Source organism: Streptomyces sp. CLCI03 (assembly GCF_053615355.1).
Genome location: NZ_CM132132.1, coordinates 821,600 through 838,117 on the forward strand (window position 1 = coordinate 821,600; position 16,518 = coordinate 838,117).

The window sequence follows — 16,518 nt, forward strand, 5'->3', positions numbered from 1 at the left end:
TGGAGGGATTCCTATGACCACCGTCGGAGGCTGGCGGGAGTACCTCTCCCGCACGGTCAGCATCGTCGCTCTCACCTGGTGCGCCAGTCCGGGCGCCTTCCTTGTCTATCTCTTCTCCACTCTCGTCCAGGGACTGATACCCGCCGGCATAGCCCTTCAGCTGAAGTGGCTCCTCAACCAGATCGGCCAGGACCCCGCTCAGTCCGATCCGGGCCGCCCCGGTCCCCTCGGCCTCGTCATCGGCATGGCCGTTCTGGGACTGCTCGCCGGTGTGCTGCCCCTGACGACCCAGTACGTACGCTCACGACTCACTCGCAGGATCGCGATGCGCGTACAAAACGACCTGTTCTCCTCGGTCAACAGGTTCGACGGCATCGAGAGGTTCGAGTCCCCCCGCTTTCTCGACAGCCTCCAGCTCGCCCAGCAGTCGGCGATCGGGGCACCGGAGGCGATCACTCAGTCCCTCTTCGGGCTGATCCAGAACACGCTCTCCGTGTCCAGTCTCCTCACGGTGCTCTACTTCATCTCCCCGACGATGACGGTCCTGACGGTGGCGGCCGCCCTTCCCGCGCTGGCCATTCAGCTCCACCTCAGCAAGCAGCGCGCGAAGATGGTGTGGTCGATCAGCCCACGCAACCGGCGCCAGATCTTCTACCAGAGCCTGATGACCAACGTCTCCGCCATCAAGGAGACCAAGCTCTTCGGGATCGGCCCGTTCCTCCTCGACCGGATGAACCGCGAGACCCACGCCATCAACGCCGCCGAGGAGCGGGTGGACCGCAGGGCGCTCCTCACCCAGGCTCCCCTCGCGGTTCTCGGCGCCGTGATTGCCGGCGCCGGCATGATCTGGATCGTCAGCGCCTCGATGTCAGGCGCCTTCAACGCCGGTGACATCACCGCCTTCATCACCACGATCGGCGGCGTCCAGGCCTCGCTCACCTCCACCGTCTCCCTGGTGACGAGCTACCACCACGCCCTGGTCCTCTACGGGCACTACGTGGAGGTGACCACGACCGCCGACGACCTGCCGGCCGCGCGCACCTCCGGCACCACCCCCGCGCTGGCCCACCGCATCACGTTCGACGACGTCTGGTTCCGCTACAGCGAGGACGGACCGTGGGTGCTGCGCGGCGTCAGCTTCACCATCGAGCGGGGGAGCTCCCTCGCCCTCGTCGGGCTCAACGGAGCCGGGAAGTCGACCCTCGTCAAGCTGCTGCTGCGCCTCTACGACCCGGAGAAGGGCTCCATCCGCTGGGACGGCACGGATCTGCGCGACCTCGACCTCCCGACCCTGCGCGACCGGATCAGCGCCGTCTTCCAGGACTTCGTCCGCTACGACCTCTCCGCCACGGAGAACATCGGCGTCGGAGACGTACAGCGGCTCGGCGACCAGTCCCGTGTCGAGGCCTCGGCGAAGGAGGCCGGCATCCACGAGTACCTCAGGGGCCTCCCTCGCGGCTACCACACCCTGCTCTCCCGGACGTTCCCCGACATGGAGGGCGACCCCGACGCCGACTTCGCGGGCGTCGCGCTCTCCGGCGGACAGTGGCAGCGTCTCGCCATGGCTCGGGCACTCATGCGAGTCGGCCGGGACCTCCTCGTCCTGGACGAACCCAGCTCGGGCATGGACCCGGCGGCGGAACAACAGTTGCACGACCGGCTGAAGGTCTACCGAGAGGGAGCCACGAGCCTTCTCGTCTCGCACCGTCTCGGTGTCCTCCGCGACGCCGACCGCATCATCGTTCTGGAGGACGGCCGCATCACGGAGTCGGGCACGCACGACGAACTCATGGGGATCGGCGGGGAGTACGCGAGGCTCTTCACCATTCAGGCGTCGAACTACACCATGACCAGTGAATCCGGAGCAATCCTGTGAACGCACGCATCCGCCCTTGGCACATCCTCGGGTTCGTCCCCGTGTCGGCGGCCGCCGTCGTGTGGTGGGTCAAGCGCACTTACGTGGCCGTCAACGTCGACGGAAGCAGCATGGAACCCACGCTCCGTCCCGGCGCCCGGGTCATCGTCCGCAGGGGCTCCCGGCATCTGAAGGCCGACGACCTGGTCGTCATCGCCCAGCCCGATCCCGTCTTCGGCTGGCCACGGGACGGTCACCCCGCGCCTCGGGGGCTGAATGAGTCACCGTGGAACATCAAGCGCGCCGTGGCGCTGCCCGGTGACCCCATGCCCGCGGGATCGTCACAGCAGGGCCAGGTGCCTCCCGGGCACATCGCCGTCAAGGGCGACGGCCCGTACAGCAGCGACTCCCGGCACTTCGGGCCGTGCCCCCGGAACCAGGTCCTGGGGCGTGTGGTGCGTGTCCTGCGGACGGGCGCGCCGACCGACTGAGACCCGTACGCGAAGAGGGTGCCCGGCCGCAACGGTCGGACACCCTCTCGCTGTTCATTGCGCCAGTGCACCGGGACGACCTGCTTCTCCCCCAGCTGATCGTCTACCCACCCGACGAACAGGGTCGGCGCCGGGTGCGCTACGTCGGCGTCGCCATCGGGTCACGCACAGACCAGCCGACATCAGGGTCTTCCTCGCGGCCACCGGGCTGGGGAACGCCGAGGAGGGGCCTCACCAACCCCGGATCCGTGGAGTGGCGAGGCGCCGGCCCCGAAGAGTGGGAGCCCTCCCGCTAAGACGTCGTTTCATTTGGTGAGGCGCCGGCGACAGATGAGGGCAGCGGCTATGCCGACGAAGGCGAGAATGTGCTCGGCCTTGCGTTCGTAACGCCGGTGAAGCCGGCGGCCGCCAGCCAGCCAGCCAGGACACGGTCCTCTCGACGACGCATCGGTGGCGGCCGAGCCGCTGTGAGGACTCGATGCCCTTGCGGGCGATGCGGTGGCGGATTCCCTGCTTACGGAGCCATCGGCGCAGGTGGTCGTAGTCGCAGCCCTTGTCGGCGTGCAGTTTCGCCGGCCGTCGCCTGCGGGGGCCGCGTCGGGAGCGGATGGGCGGGATGCCCCGCACGAGCGGTTCTAGGCCCTGGCTGTCGTGCATGTTGGCGCCCGAGATGCCCAGCGAGAGAGGTAGTCCGTTCCGGTCGGTGATCAGGTGAGACCACCCGCCGGGCGAGCGCGAAACGTTGGCGATTTCAAGCCGCAGCGGCGCAATGAGCCCCCTCGCCGGCCGATCTCCCCCACGAGTTCACGGTTCAGCCATTCACCGGATCTCGCCGCTTCAGGACGGGCGCCCGCTCACTCGCTCATGGCCTCGTACTCAGGGGCGACCGAGTAGCAGCGCCCATACGCCGGGCACGCTGTCAGGCCTACGGTGAGCAGCGTGAAGACCATCAGCACCATCAGCACCATGAGCACCGACCCGCTGTCCTGCGATCTCGACCTCGCGCCACGCGGCTCCGAGACGGGCATGACAGCCCTGGCGCTGGGATCCGGCGCGTTCCTGGCTCTCGGCGCCCTGCCGGTGCTGCCTCTCCTCGTCCTCCTCGCCCTGCCCCTCGGCATCGCCGCGATCACCTCGGGTGTCCGCGCGTTGCGCCGCGGCGTCGCGGCGACATCCGCACGGTTCGCCTCCGTCACCGGCATCACGCTCGGCTCCCTGGGGGTGTTGGGCTGGGTGGGCCTGATGGCCCTGTGGTATCTGACGGAGCAAGCCGTCAGCCGCTGATCGAACCCTGATCAGCGGGTACCGGGTGCCCTTCCGTCGGCCGGGGCTCTCGTCGCGGTCGTCGCGCTCGTTGGGCCGAACGGATGCAGTCGTCGGACACCGGGGCATCCGCGGGGATCACGGCGGGCTCATCGCGCGTTGAACGGTACGAGGGTGCGCCGCAGGCCGGCGTACGGTACCGGTGGCCCATGTGATGAGGAGGATCCGATGCACGCCGCCGAGGAGAATCGGCAGGAGCTGGACTCGGTCAGCGTCCTGAACGCCAAGAGGACGCTGCTGCAGCTGCTCGGCCGGGCGGGGGTCTTCGCCGACGACGCGGAGGGCCTGATCGCCCTGGTCGAGGCCGGCGCCCTGGCCGGCGCGTGCGAGGAGCTCGGCACGCTGGGCGGGTCCGTGCCGGGGGACAAGGACGAGCCGTACGAGTCGGGCCGGCTGGCCGGTGCCCGTGCCGTCACCGACGAGCTCGGCAAGATCGCCGAACGGGCGCTGCGGCAGGCCGTCGACCCCGACGGGCCCGGCGCCGCTTCGGCCGCCCGGTCCCCGGTCGGGCGGATCGAGGTGGAGCAGGCGAAGGCTGCCGTCACCCCGCTCCACCTCTCCTTCACCGCCGTCTCCGACCTCGACCCCGAGGTCACCGAGGAGGTACTGCGGGCCGTCCTCGGCACGATGACCCCCTGGCAGAGGGCCCGGTACGCCGGCCGGCTGGCGGACTTCGCCGCGGCGCACCGGGCTCGTCTGGAGCGTTTGTACGTGGAGTACGGGCCCGGCAGTGCCACCGCCGTTCACAGCCGCTACTCCCTGCTGCACTCGGCCACCGGCATCGCCGTGTTGGAACGGCTCGCCACCCGACCGGCCGCGCTGCGGGAGGAGTGGGAGGCCGCAGAGCTGCCACCCGCCTGGCTGGACGGCCCGATGCGGGCCTGGGACGCGGTGGGCTGAACCCGTGGCGCCCGCCGCGGCGCCCGCAAGGGGGGCCGACCGGGACTATCCGGCCGCGCGCAGTCGGTTCGCGGCCGTCTCCGCCTCCCGTACGACGCGCTCCGTGTCGACGCCGACGAGCCGGCCGTCGAACTTCAGCGGCCGCCCGTCCACGAACACGGCCTCGACGTTCTCGGGCCGCCCGTTGAAGACGGTCTGACCGACCCAGTCGAAGCGGGGCGCGAAGTTCAGGGCGGCCGGGTCGACGACCACGACGTCGGCCCGTTTCCCGGGGGTCAGGGAGCCCGTCCGGTCGCCGATCCCCAAGGCTTCGGCGCCGCCGAGGGTGGCCATCCGTAGGACGTCGTGGACCTGCGGGAAGATCGCGGCCTGTGTCGCGCGGGCGCGCTGCAGGCCGATGGCCGTCTTCATCAGCGCGTGGAAGTCCGAGCTGTCGTTGGTGCCGCCGTCCAGACCGAGGCCGACCTTGACGCCCAGCCGCCCGAATTCCCCCAGCCGCATGATGCCGGAGGCCAGCCGCATGTTGCTGAGCGGGCAGTGGGCCGCACGCACGTCGTGCGCGGCGACGGCGGCGATCTCGTCGTCGGTCAGGTGGATCGCGTGGTTGATCAGGAGGCGTGGGCCGAGGGCGCCGATGTCGGTGAGGACTCCGATGGGGTCGTCGGCGCGCTGCTCGGGGCGTTCGAGGACGTGGGAGTTGAGCATGACCCCGAGGTCCTGGGCGGCTTCCCAGTGGGCGTGGTTGAGGTGTTGGACGGCTCGCGCCGCGTGGGTGGCGACCTGGAAGTCGGCGAGCGGAACGGGATCGACGAGTTCCTTCTTCACCTTGGCGACCAGCGTCGGGTCGGCCTCGGAGGGGAACATCGCGTAGGTGAAGCGCACTCCGGTCGCGGCGAGGGCCCGTACGTAGCTCTCGATGAGGTCGTAGGAGAAGATGTCCACCCAGTCCACGAGGGTGGTCACCCCCGATTGCACGGCGTCGAGGGCGGCGAGGCGTACGAAGCTGTGCAGGGCTTCGGGGGTGAGCCGGCCCCGCTGGGGGTCGGTACATCGGGTGAACCAGCCGAACAGGTCCCCGTCGGTACAGCCCCCGCGGATCAGGGCCTGCCAGAGGTGGGTGTGGGTGTCGACGAACCCCGGCATGACCAGCTTGCCGGAAGCGTCGACGATCCGGGTACCGGGCGGGGGCCGCAGGCTCGTGCCGACGGCGGCGATGGTGCCGCCCCGCATCAGGACGTCCGCGTTGTCGAGGGCGCCGAGGGGGCCGCTGCCGAGGGCCGGGTCCATGGTGAGGACGAGGGAGGCGCCGCGCAGCAGGATCGCCGGGCCGACCGGGACGGGTGGGCGTTCGGGGCGGGGGGTGATGCCGAGGACGAGCGGGGTGGCGGCGGCCAGACCGAGGCCGGTGAGGACGTCGCGGCGACTGTGGGGCGGCCGGGCCGGTGAAGGTGTGGGGGTCGACTGCATGGCGTAGTACCTCCCGAGGGCTCAGAACGGAAGGCCCGCCCTGGCGAGCCCGTGTGAGGGGGCGTCGGACGGGGCGGGAGAACACACGCAGCATTCCCGGCGAACTGTCATTCGATAGGCGTTTCGCGGAAAACTTTTTCCGTTCCGGTGGCCCATCGGCCATCCCGTGTCCATCCGGCAGGCGTCGTACCGCCCTGCGCCGACCCGGCCGCCGGACGTGCATCCATCCGCGGCTCCCGCGGGGAAGCGATACGTCTGCGGTACATCGATGCGGCCTCACGGGGCCGGTGAGGGGTCGGCTGTGGCAATCACCGTCCGGAGGGACGTCCTCGTCGGGCTTCCTCTCGAAGATCTGGTCGCCTACCTGAAGGATTTCTCCCGAACCGAGGAGTGGGACCCCGGCACGGTCCGGTGCGTGCGGGTCGATGGAGGGCCGGTACAGGTGGGAACCGTGTGGCGGAACACGTCGCGCTTCCGTGGCCGGACCAGCGATCTGCTCTACCGGCTCGTCTCCGAGGAACCGGATCGACTGTTGTTCGTCGGTGAGAACAAGACCGTCACGGCCACCGATGACCTGAGCTTCCGGACCCGCTCGGCCACGACCACGCTCCTGACGTACACGGCGTCCTTGCGGTTCAAGGGGTGGGCTCGCCTGGCGACGCCCTTCCTGCGCCCCGAGTTCGAGAGGCTGGCCGACGCCGTGGCCGACCGGTTGCCTTCCGCGGCCACCGCCCACCACCGTTAGCGCGGCCGCCGCCGCGCCTGCCCCGATCCTCCGTCGCCGGACCGGACGAGGAAGACCTCGTCGGTGAAGCACCAGGCCCACTCCTCGTCGGCCGCAAGGGAGAGGACGACGGGGTGTCCGCTGCGCACATGGTGGTCGTGGGCGTGCCGGCCCCGCGAGCTGTCACAGCATCCGACGTGGCCACACGTCACGCACCGGCGCAGCCGCACCCAGCTCCAGCCGCGCGACAGACAGTCCGCGCAGCCGACCGGCGGGGCCGGCGACGACGGCGACGGCGACGGTTCGGGCGCCGGCAGGAGCTCGATGTGCGCGCAGGTCCGGCCCTGTGGTCGCCCGCCGTCAGGGCCGACCCGCCACCCGAGACCACCTGCCATCGCCACCACTCCTCACCCGCACCCTCACCCGGACCCGGACCCGCACCCTCACCGGCCCGTGCCCGGCGCAGCCGCGGACACGGAGGCTCTCGTACTCCGTTTCCTCGCGACCCAGGTGCACGGATGCGTCCGGAGCCGGGGAATCCGACGACCCCGGATCCCACCACCCCGGGCCACCACCCCGGTCACGCATGCGTCGGCGTGAACCCCCGTCAGGCGCGTGTACGAGTTCGGCGCCGTCGGTCAGCCGTGTGCGGCCGGTCGCTCCGCGTCCCACCCGGTGGCCGGAATCGGATCCGTACGGTCGAACGGGCCGGTCACCCGATCGCGAGTTCCGCCGTTCCCGGACCCCCGTGGCCGGGATCCTCGCAGGGCGGCGCGTGACCGGCGTCGCCGGGGTACGCGCTGAGCGGGGGATGCGATGACGCAGGACGCGGGACGTTCCGTCGGGTCCGTGGGGCCGGAGGGGCCGGAAGGGTCGGAGGGGCGGGCGGTGCTGCTGGTCGCCGGGCTGGCCGATCTGGCGGTGACCACGCTGGGTTCGGCGCTGGGTGTGGTGAGCGGTCTGTTGCGCAGGTCGGACGCGGCGGAGCTGGCGTCGGAGGCGGAGCAGGACCTGATGGCGCGCGGGCGCCTGGCCCTCGACCGGTACGCGGCCGTGCCTCCGGCCCATCTGGAGGTCCTGGCCCGACATGTGACGGCCCGTGAGAACAATGGCATCTGAGGGGTGGGCGCAGGCCGCCTTCAAGAGCCGTGTCGACGACGTGTTGCACCGGTTCGTGGCGCGGGAGGCCGACGCGTTCGCGGCGGTCGATCCCGTCCTGGAGCCGGTCGCCGAGCAGTTGGAGGCCGCCGTCGCGGACGGCAAACGGCTGCGGGCGGCGTTCTGTTACTGGGGTTGGCGGGCGGTGGGGCAGCCCGACAGTGATGCCCTGCTGCGGGCGGCGACCTCCCTGGAGTTGGTGCACGCCGCCGCCGTCGTCCACGACGACCTGATCGACGACAGTCCGCTCAGGCACGGTCGGCCCACCGCGCACGTCGCCCTGCGCGCCGCGGTCGGCGACCGGTCGGACGTCGACGACTCGGCGAGGTCGCTGGCGATGCTCGTCGGGGACCTGCTGATGGCGCTGGCCGCCCAGTTGTTCGCCACGTGCGGACTGCCCGCCGCCTACCTGGCCCGGGCGCGCCCGCTGTGGGCGGTGATGGCCCGCGAACTGATCGCGGGCGAGTGCCTGGAGATCCTGCGTACCGGAGCCGGGCCGGACACCACGGCGGCGCTGAAGGTGGTCCGCTACAAGACCGCCAAGTACACGGTCGAGCATCCCCTGCTCATCGGTGGTGCCTTGGCCGGTGCCGGGGCGCGGACGTGTGAGGGTTACTCGGCGTACGGGCTGCCGCTGGGCGAGGCGTTCCAGTTGCGGGACGACCTGATCGGCCTGTTCGGCCATCCCGGCCGGACCGGCAAGGCCAACGCCGACGACGTGCACGGCCACCGGCCCACTGCCCTGCTGGCGGAGACGTGGCGCCTGGCCGACGACGGGGAACGCGAGCTGCTGCGCTCCCTGTTGGGGCGGCGTGACCTGGATGCGGAGGGCTTGGACGCGGTGCGCGACACGATGCGCCGCCTCAAGGCTCCCGACCGGGTGGAGGACATGATCTGTGCGCGGGTCGGGGAAGCGCTCGCCGCCCTGGACGAGTTGCCCGTACCCGAGGACGCGGCGACCGCCCTGACCGCCTTGGCGCACGCGGCGTCGGCCCGCCGCTCCTGACTCCTGACCGGCGCACACCCGTCCGCACCCTCCTGCCCCTCCCCCACCCACCCCCCTCTGTCCCCCTGGCCTCTCCTCCCCTTCCCGCCTCTCCGTCCGCACGACAAGGAGCCCCGTCATGATCCACACCGAGGCATCGATGGACGCCCTGCGGCAGACCGGTGACCGGCTTGCCGATGCCACCGTCGCCACGCTCTTCGAACGCGGGGAAGTGGGCAAGTTCAACACCTTGATGCGCTACGTCTCCACCGCCGGCGCGCCGCTGCCCGACGGGCTGCCGGACGTCGCCCGCGAGTACCTCGAAGCGACGAGCGTCCCGCCCTCCTGGGTGGACTGGGGCGAGATGGAGAAGGCTCGGCTGTTCTTCATCGACAACAACGTGCACATCTCCACCGCCCTGTCCTTCGCCTCCATGCCCGCCTGCTACCTCGTGCCGCACGTGGCGAAGCTGCTGTCCACCACCCACGGGCTGGCGTACCCGTCGAAACGGATGGCGGAGACCGGCCAGTTCACCGTCCACCTGATGCGGCCCGACGCGTTCGAGGCCGGCAGCCGTTTCATCCCCGCGGCCCAGAAGGTCCGGCTGCTGCACGCGTCGATCCGCCACCATCTCGTACGCGAGGACCGGTGGGACGTCGCGGCGCTCGGGACGCCGATCTGCCAGGAGGACATGATCGGCGGGCAGATGTTCTTCTCGATGCTCGTCCTCGACAGCCTGCACCGGCTGAACATCCACATGTCGACGGAGGGCGCGGAGGCCTACTACTACGCGTGGCGGGTGGTCGGAGCCATGCTCGGTGTCGACCAGGAAGCCGTCCCCGAAACCCTCGACGAGGCCCGGGGCTTCCTCGACCGGTACATGATCCGACACATGGGACCGTCCGAGGAGGGCGCGCACCTGACCCGTCAGCTCATCGACCTCTACGAGGAGATCGTGCCCGGCACCTTCTTCGACCCCGTGGTCTCCGCGCTCATCCGCCACCTCGTGGGCGACACCTGCGCCGACTGGCTGCGGGTGCCCCGCACCGCCTGGGACACGGTGGTGAAGGCCGCGCCGCACCTTCTCGGCGTCCTGGAGACCATCGAGGACCGCTCCCCGCTCGGCGCGTGGGCCCTGGACCGCCTCGGGCAGCTCACCACCGTGCTGGAGCTGTCCTCCCTCACACGGGGCCGTGTCATGCACTACGCCATCCCCGAGCAGCTGAGGAAGGAGTACGGGGTGTCCGGCGCGGTACCCCGCACCCGCCGCTGGAGCCCACCGGCCCCCTCGATCTCATGAGGTCGGCCGCCGCGGCCCCGCTGCGCCAGGACACGACCGCCGGTACGTCGACAGGCAGGACCGAGCCATGATCAGCGGTGCCCACGTCGTTCTCCACAGCCAGAACGCCGAGGCGGGCCGCGCCTTCCTCCGGGACGTCCTCGACCTTCCCGAGGTCGACGCGGGTGGCGGCCGGCTGATCTTCACGCTGCCCCCGGCGGAGGTGGCCGTGCACCCGACGGACGGACCGCCCCGGCACGAGCTGTACCTGATGTGCGACGACCTCGACTCCCGGCTCGCCGAGTTCCGTGCCCGAGGCGCCGAGAAAACGAATGACCGGTGCACCACGACTGTGCGATTGTGGTGCGGACATGAACCGAACCGGAAGGGATCTCCCCATGGGCCAGGACCAGCTTCCCCCGCACCCCGACACGGAGCGCTACTCCGTGACCATCTGCCCGCCCGCGGTCACGATCGTCTCCGACCTCGTCGCCGCCGGCGGTGTCAGCAAGTCGGACGTCATCAACCGGGCCATCCTCCTGCTCGGCTTCGTCGAGCAGGAGCGCGCCAAGGGGCACGATCTGATGATCCGTGACACCGAAGGCGCGCTCGAACGCATCCACATCATCTGAACGGGCTCAGGCTCCCGTCGGGTCCCCGGGAATCGCGTGCACCTCGACGGGGTCGTTGCCGGGCTTCCCGCCCGGGCCGGGGCACGCCGACGCCCGTGCGGCGATCTCCAGCGCCCGGTCCTCGCTCGTGACGTCGACCAGCCAGTAGCCGGCCAGGATGTGTCCCGGCTGCGCCGGCCCGTCGCTCACCTGCGGCCTTCCGTCGCTCGCGGCCCGCACCGTCTTGACCTGTGAGGGTCCTCCGAGACCCTGCCCGTCCACCCATTCCCCGGCGGCCGTGAGCTCCGCGTTCAGAGCGTTCATGTGGGCGAACATGGCCCGCATGTCGTCCTCGGAGTAGGAGGACATGACGGCGTCCCACTGGTCGGCCGGCACGTTCATCTGGATCATGTACTTCATGGTCGTCACCCTTCCGGGGCGGCTACGAGGATTCTCGGCCTAACGGAAGGTAGACCTCGACCGACCGCGAAACTCATCGGCGCACACCCTCCCCCGCGAACTCCGCCGGTCCGGCCCATCTCCGCCTGGGCCTGCCGGCCGATGCGGGCTCGGAGCGTCCGCTGCGGCTCAGTCGACCGTGACGGTGTAGGTGATGCGCTCGGGCGCCTGGGAAGGGGTGATCACCCCGGCGGTCGGGGTGGCGGAGGGCCCGGTCGTCTCAGGGGGCCGGGTGGCGGTGTTGCCCTGGCAGGTGGTGAAGGTGCAGTGCAACAGCGTGAACCGGGTGGTCCCCTTGCCCTTGGCCTCGAAGGTGAAGGTGAGCCGGCCACCGCCACCGGGCACCGCCTCGGCGCCGGAGTCCGGCGCGTACACCTGACCGCGGCTGACCAGCACGGAGCTGTCGGGCTCGGGGGCGACGAGGTACCAGTACTCGCGGGTGGAGTCGTTCCGGTCGACGGTGAGCGTGAAACGCTCGCCCGACTCCGCGGTGATGTCGGTGTCCTTCACCGCGCGGCTCGTGGAAGCTCCGCCCGGTCCGTCGCCGCCGGAGCCACAGGCCGTGGCGAGAGCGAGCAGCACGACCACCGCGATCGCCGCACCGCCCTTGCCGCCGCGGAAGACGCACGCCGTACGCAGGGAGGAGATCACTGTTGCAAGCCTTGCCCATGGAGATGTTGATGAAGTCACCCTCGCCGACCGACCCGTGCGGCCGAGCCCCGGGAGGCACCCGAAGCATCTCACCCTCCTGGGCTGCGGCGACGGCCGGGTGGGGCGGGGCGGGGCGGGGCGGGTGATGCTCACGTCACCAGGTGCAGTGACGTCGCCGCGATGCCCAGCCGTACGCTCTGACCCCAGGTCAGCTCCAGGGCGTCGCCCTCCATCCCGTCGCCGAACACCACGATCCGGTCCGACTCCACGGTCAGCTGCAGCGCCTGCCCCCGCCCCAACTCGCCCGCGACCTTCGTCGTTCCGGTCACGGGCGAGGGCCAGGCCTCCCGTACGAACCACAGGAGCCGCCGCTCGTCGGGGGCGGGCAGCTGGGCGGGGCTGCCGCGCTCCTGCCACAGGGAGCGCAGCCAGCCGGTGGCACCCGTGCCGGTGCCCACCAGCACCCCGGAGGACGCCTGGGCCTCGTCCGGGCCGTTGTCGCCGTCGGTGCCCAGGCGGTAGCGGGCGGTCTGGTGGCCGGGCGAGCCCAGGTAGATCTCGTTCAGTGCGAGGAGGCGTTGGGTGTCGTCGGCGACGGCCTCGACCATGGTCAGCTCTTCCGCTTGGCTCCCGGCGGCGGTCGCGGCGCGCAGCAGGGCGGCCGCGTCGGCGCAGCGGTGGCGGACGAGGACCCCCGGGTTGTAGCCCGGGTCGGTGTCGATGCCCACCACCGGCTGTCCGCGCAGGTACTTGGCGGTGTTGGCGACCAGGCCGTCCTGGCCGATCACGACCACCACGTCCTCCGGGGCGAACAGGAAACGGTCCAGGTCCGCCCGCTCCACCCGGGAGCTGCGCCAGGTGAGCGGCACCGCCGCCGCCACCTGGCGCAGGGCCTGGTGGGTGCGCTCGTGGCGGCGGTGCACCTCGTCGATCGACCGGCCTCGGCTGGAGAGGAAGAACGCGGCCTGCCCGTGCGTGCCGTGTCGGGCGAGCAGTTCCTCGTACTCGGTCCTGCGGTGCACGAGGACCGCCCGTGGGGCCAGGCTCACGCGTCCGTGCCACCTTCCGGGCGTCCGAGCCTGGTGAGGAGCCCGGTGAGGACGTCGGGCGAGAGCGTGATGCTCTCGATCCGCGGCAGGTTCTCCGCCAGCCGGGTCGCCGCGAGGGCGTGCAGTGTGCCCGGGGCGGTTTCGTCGTGCACGCGGAGCCAGGCGGCCTGGACCTCGGCGCGCGCCGCGCCGGTCTCGCGGGCCGCCTCGGCGTCCGCGCGGGCCAGGCGGACCTTGCGGGCCGCCTCGGTCTCGGTCCGGATGCCGTCCGCCGCGGCCTTCTCCTCGGCCTCGCGGCGGGCGTTGGTGCCGCGCTGGTCGATCAACTGCTCTTCGCGTCGTGCGAGTTCGATCTGGCTGGCCAGTTCGTTCTCGGCGATGGCACGCTCACGTTCGACGGCGACGGCACGCCGTTCGTAGGTGGCCCGGTCGGCCTCCTGCTGGATCTGCTCGCGGGCCGGGGTGCGCAGGGCGCGCTCCACCTCGGCCTCGGGGCGGATGGCCACGACCCGTACGGCCACCACGTCGATGCCGGTGGCCGGGAGTCTGGGCTCGGCCGCGAGGCCCGCGGTGACGCTGGTCCGTACGGAGGTGACGCCGTCGACCAGGGCGACGGCCAGCGGAGTTCGCGCCAGTACGTCCAGCGCGTGCTGCTGTGCGGTCTCGGTGAGGAGCGTGGCGATCTGTTCCAAGGGGGCGCCCCGCCAGCTCCCGGTGTCCGGGTCCACGGAGAAGTCGAGTCGTTCGGCGGCTTCGGCCGGGTCGCTGATCCGGTAGGTGACGGTGGCCTGCACGGCGACGTCCTGGAAGTCGGACGTACGGGCGTGGAACGCCATGGCCAGCTCCCGGTCGTCGACCGGTACTTCGGAGAGCGCCGCCGAGAGCGACCGGTACCAGAAGCTGAGCCCCCGCCCGTCGTGGGCGAGTCGGCCGCGCTTGTGGTGGCGGATGTGCGCGGTGGGCGCGGAGCGCAGATGGCGCCAGCCGAAGCGCCGGGTGATGTCGGCCATGGCAGGACCCCCTTCATTTCGTCAGTACGACGATAAAGGGACGCGCTCATATCGTCAAGAGGACGAGAAGAGGGTGGGGTGAGGGCCTCGGACACCTCCGGGTGGTGTCGGTGCGCGCTGTTAGGGTCGCCGCCATGGCAAACCGTTCATATCTCTACGCCGCGGACTCGAAGCCGACCGAGGTCGACAACCCCCGGGCCGTCCGGTGCATATCCGAGCACAGAGGGGACATCCCGCTCGCCCACAAGCTCATGGTCGGGTACGGGACGACGATCACCCAGTCGATGATCTGGAGCCCGCAGATCGGCATCGCGGCGGACTACGCCAAGGGTGCCGAGCTGCTCGGCGGACTCCTGCGTGCGGTCGGTCAAGGACTGGAGGACGACGCCGAGTTCGCCGTGTGCGTCGACAGGACCGTCGCCCATCTGGACAAGCAGCGGTCGGAGTTCTTCATCCTGGAGACCGGGGAGATGGTCTCCGTCACGGACGACGATCCGGTGGCGGCCGTGCAGCGCCTGGTCTCCCACGAGATCCCCGCCGTCGTCGCCCGGGCCGAGGCCGCGATCGCCGGCCGGGACGACGCCTGGCTCGCCGCGCTCCGCACCGACTGGCAGGCACACTTCGCCTCCTTCTACAGCGACACGCTCTACTTCTCCTTCCCCGGCTAGCGCTCCCCGCCTCCAGGCCCGACGCCGAATCCGGCGGCGCCGAGCGGGCGTTGCCGGCCGGGGCGTCCTTCGGGTCGCCTCGCTCGCCGGACGGAGCCGGCCGGAGCCCCTCGAAAAGGGCCCCGGCCGGCTTCGTCGGTGGGTGCGTGGCTGCGTGGCTTCAGTGCTCGCAGAGGGAGAATTCCCGTTCGTAGAGCTGCTCGTTGTGTTCGTCCACGAAGAACTTGCGTTCCTGCATGAGCTGTTCGCGGTAGGCCTTCGCCTCTTCCAGCGTCATGGTCGACGTGTCGGACCACGGCTGCTGCGGTGGTACGTCGGATGTCGAGACGATCTTTTCCGACGGATCGACCAGGAAGAACGCGAGAATCTTGCGATGTCCCGGGCGGGTGGCGTCCGTGAGACGGAATTCGCCGACGCGGTGTTGCAGGACGTTCGGGAACGCCAGGCAGCGGCCCGCCGGGGTCGCCGTCGATCCCAGTGCTTGGTTCAGCGCGTCCTCGTCCTCCAGGCCGTAGACCTCGCGCAGACCGTTGTCGTCGTTCTGTTCGTAGTTCGGGTCGTCGAGCGCCGCGCGGAAACCGAGCCGGCTTTCGGTGATGTTCTCGCTGTCCCAGTAGTAGATTCCGGTCGAGACGATCCGCTCGTTCAACATCCCCTCGACGTGCCAGGATCCGCCGGGGTACTCGGGCTTGTCCGGGGTGAGGTGGATGGTGGCGAGCTTGACGATGACCTGGAGTCGGCGGCCGCGCAGGTCGACCCGGGCGGATGCGTCGGGCATCTCGGGTGCGGTGAATTCCGGGGCGTCCGGGATGACCGGGCTGCGGTTCTCCCACCAGTCGTCCTGGGCCTGTTCCCATGCGCCGAGCGCGGCCTTGTAGGCCTCGGCATCGCTGTAGGAGGACTTGTTCGGGCACTCCGGCTCCGAGTCGTACCACCCGTAGGGATCGGCCTGGATCCGCACGGGCCGCGGGTGGCGCAGATCGGTGAGGACGTTCTCCCACAGCGGGCGCATGCGCGCGAACATGTCCGGCAGGACAGCGGCCAGTTCGCGGTGATGCTCGGGGTGGACGTTGTTGACGTACGAGCGGAAGGTGACATCGCCGTCGTCGGCGACGTCGACGTCCGTGGGCAGCCACTGGAACCGCTCCGAGAACTCGTACTTCGAATAACGGTCCGTCGGATTCTGCCAAGCCCGCTCCGGTGCGCCGCTCGCCTCCCGCACCAGGCAGAACAGCGAGGGATGAACCAGATCCAACACCTGGCCGTCGGAACCGGGATGCCAGTCCTGTTCGGCTTCGGGGACCTGCTCCAGCACCCGCACCGCCTCGCGGAGCCGGTTCCTGAGCTCGTCCTCGATCAGGGTGTCCGAATGCCACACCCCGTCGGCGGCGGACACCTCTATACCGGTTCGTTCGTCCCGCAGGGCGGCGTAATGCGCGAGTTCGGCGAGGACGTAACGGACCTGCGCCTCGGTGAGGCCCTGGGCGACAGCTTCTTGCGTCCACCTGGCGACGACGGCGGCGTCGTTCATCTTCTCGAACCACCGCGGCTTGGCCCGAATGTGCGCGCTGCACTGCATCATCTGCAGTTCCCGCAGCGTTCTGGGTGTCGCGAACGCCAGGGAACGGGATGTTTGAAAGGGCAGCGGGAAAGCAGACAGGCCAGACAATTCTCTTGGTCCTCCGAGTCGGTGTGCGGTGGCCGGAAGGATACTTCAGCGGACTGACACCGCAGCCGTGATCCCGGTCCGGGCCATGCGGCGCCGCACGCGCGCCGCGCCGTGCAGTGCTGTGCTGTGCTGTGCTGTGCTCGGTCCGGTGCGACCGGACCGAAAAGGGCATTCGATTTTCCTGCCCGCGACCTATTCTGCGAGCCACGAACGACCCAT

At 70.5% G+C, this 16,518-nt stretch carries 17 protein-coding genes and 1 pseudogene; 10 read left to right on the plus strand and 8 right to left on the minus strand.

Annotation, left to right across the window (positions count from 1 at the left end):
- Positions 1-13 precede the first annotated feature (13 nt).
- Complete coding sequence (locus ACWG52_RS03835) at positions 14-1,876, plus strand: ABC transporter ATP-binding protein (RefSeq protein ID WP_389801454.1); 1,863 nt, start codon at positions 14-16, stop codon at positions 1,874-1,876.
- Positions 1,873-2,346 carry a S26 family signal peptidase gene (locus ACWG52_RS03840; RefSeq protein WP_389801451.1) on the plus strand — a complete coding sequence of 158 codons (474 nt, stop codon included), beginning with the start codon at positions 1,873-1,875 and terminating at the stop codon, positions 2,344-2,346. The genes ACWG52_RS03835 and ACWG52_RS03840 overlap by 4 nt, the downstream gene beginning before the upstream one ends.
- Before the next feature lie 305 nt (positions 2,347-2,651).
- Here the strand turns inward: ACWG52_RS03840 and ACWG52_RS03845 are convergent.
- Positions 2,652-3,075 (minus strand): annotated as a pseudogene (locus ACWG52_RS03845) (IS5 family transposase); the annotation flags it as partial.
- A 210-nt stretch (positions 3,076-3,285) separates the two neighbouring features.
- Between ACWG52_RS03845 and ACWG52_RS03850 the strand changes: the two are divergent.
- Positions 3,286-3,630 carry a hypothetical protein gene (locus ACWG52_RS03850; RefSeq protein ID WP_390165726.1) on the plus strand — a complete coding sequence of 115 codons (345 nt, stop codon included), beginning with the start codon at positions 3,286-3,288 and terminating at the stop codon, positions 3,628-3,630.
- Between the two features lie 207 nt (positions 3,631-3,837).
- Positions 3,838-4,569, plus strand: a complete 732-nt coding sequence (locus tag ACWG52_RS03855) for a hypothetical protein (protein ID WP_389801447.1) — start codon at positions 3,838-3,840, stop codon at positions 4,567-4,569.
- Between the two features lie 45 nt (positions 4,570-4,614).
- Here the strand turns inward: ACWG52_RS03855 and ACWG52_RS03860 are convergent, their stop codons facing one another.
- The gene (locus ACWG52_RS03860) at positions 4,615-6,036 is read right to left on the minus strand and encodes an amidohydrolase family protein (RefSeq protein ID WP_390138341.1); all 1,422 of its coding nucleotides are present in this window, start codon (positions 6,034-6,036) and stop codon (positions 4,615-4,617) included.
- 301 nt (positions 6,037-6,337) lie between these two features.
- On the opposite strand from ACWG52_RS03860, the gene ACWG52_RS03865 reads away from it, so the two are divergent.
- Complete coding sequence (locus ACWG52_RS03865) at positions 6,338-6,781, plus strand: SRPBCC family protein (RefSeq protein ID WP_390165722.1); 444 nt, start codon at positions 6,338-6,340, stop codon at positions 6,779-6,781.
- Here the strand turns inward: ACWG52_RS03865 and ACWG52_RS03870 are convergent.
- Positions 6,778-7,155, minus strand: coding sequence for a UBP-type zinc finger domain-containing protein (locus ACWG52_RS03870; RefSeq protein ID WP_390138337.1), 378 nt, complete (start codon positions 7,153-7,155; stop codon positions 6,778-6,780). The genes ACWG52_RS03865 and ACWG52_RS03870 overlap by 4 nt on opposite strands.
- A gap of 421 nt (positions 7,156-7,576) precedes the next feature.
- On the opposite strand from ACWG52_RS03870, the gene ACWG52_RS03875 reads away from it, so the two are divergent.
- From ACWG52_RS03875 to ACWG52_RS03890, 4 genes are all read left to right on the plus strand, one after another.
- Complete coding sequence (locus ACWG52_RS03875) at positions 7,577-7,879, plus strand: polyprenyl synthetase (RefSeq protein WP_453127799.1); 303 nt, start codon at positions 7,577-7,579, stop codon at positions 7,877-7,879.
- Positions 7,869-8,924, plus strand: a complete 1,056-nt coding sequence (locus tag ACWG52_RS03880) for a polyprenyl synthetase family protein (RefSeq protein WP_453127801.1) — start codon at positions 7,869-7,871, stop codon at positions 8,922-8,924. The genes ACWG52_RS03875 and ACWG52_RS03880 overlap by 11 nt, the downstream gene beginning before the upstream one ends.
- A gap of 118 nt (positions 8,925-9,042) precedes the next feature.
- The gene (locus ACWG52_RS03885) at positions 9,043-10,203 is read left to right on the plus strand and encodes an oxygenase MpaB family protein (protein WP_389801427.1); all 1,161 of its coding nucleotides are present in this window, start codon (positions 9,043-9,045) and stop codon (positions 10,201-10,203) included.
- 377 nt (positions 10,204-10,580) lie between these two features.
- Positions 10,581-10,814 carry a hypothetical protein gene (locus tag ACWG52_RS03890; protein WP_033215969.1) on the plus strand — a complete coding sequence of 78 codons (234 nt, stop codon included), beginning with the start codon at positions 10,581-10,583 and terminating at the stop codon, positions 10,812-10,814.
- A 6-nt stretch (positions 10,815-10,820) separates the two neighbouring features.
- Here the strand turns inward: ACWG52_RS03890 and ACWG52_RS03895 are convergent, their stop codons facing one another.
- From ACWG52_RS03895 to ACWG52_RS03910, 4 genes are all read right to left on the minus strand, one after another.
- Positions 10,821-11,213 (minus strand): YciI family protein, encoded by a 393-nt coding sequence (locus tag ACWG52_RS03895; RefSeq protein ID WP_389801424.1) that lies wholly within the window; start codon positions 11,211-11,213, stop codon positions 10,821-10,823.
- Positions 11,214-11,381: 168 nt separating this feature from the next.
- Positions 11,382-11,903, minus strand: coding sequence for a protease inhibitor I42 family protein (locus ACWG52_RS03900; RefSeq protein ID WP_453127804.1), 522 nt, complete (start codon positions 11,901-11,903; stop codon positions 11,382-11,384).
- Between the two features lie 149 nt (positions 11,904-12,052).
- Entirely contained in the window at positions 12,053-12,952 is a 900-nt protein-coding gene (locus tag ACWG52_RS03905) for an NAD(+)/NADH kinase (RefSeq protein ID WP_389801418.1), read from the minus strand.
- Complete coding sequence (locus ACWG52_RS03910) at positions 12,949-13,962, minus strand: SPFH domain-containing protein (protein ID WP_030718274.1); 1,014 nt, start codon at positions 13,960-13,962, stop codon at positions 12,949-12,951. Before ACWG52_RS03910 ends, ACWG52_RS03905 begins: the two co-directional genes overlap by 4 nt.
- Before the next feature lie 134 nt (positions 13,963-14,096).
- Here ACWG52_RS03910 and ACWG52_RS03915 point away from each other — a divergent pair, with 134 nt between their 5' ends.
- Positions 14,097-14,630, plus strand: coding sequence for an ALF repeat-containing protein (locus tag ACWG52_RS03915; protein WP_389801415.1), 534 nt, complete (start codon positions 14,097-14,099; stop codon positions 14,628-14,630).
- 160 nt (positions 14,631-14,790) lie between these two features.
- Here ACWG52_RS03915 and ACWG52_RS03920 read toward each other — a convergent pair whose 3' ends face one another.
- On the minus strand, positions 14,791-16,299 hold the full coding sequence (locus tag ACWG52_RS03920) for a DUF4246 domain-containing protein (protein ID WP_453127807.1): 1,509 nt from the start codon (positions 16,297-16,299) through the stop codon (positions 14,791-14,793).
- Between the last annotated feature and the right edge of the window lie 219 nt (positions 16,300-16,518).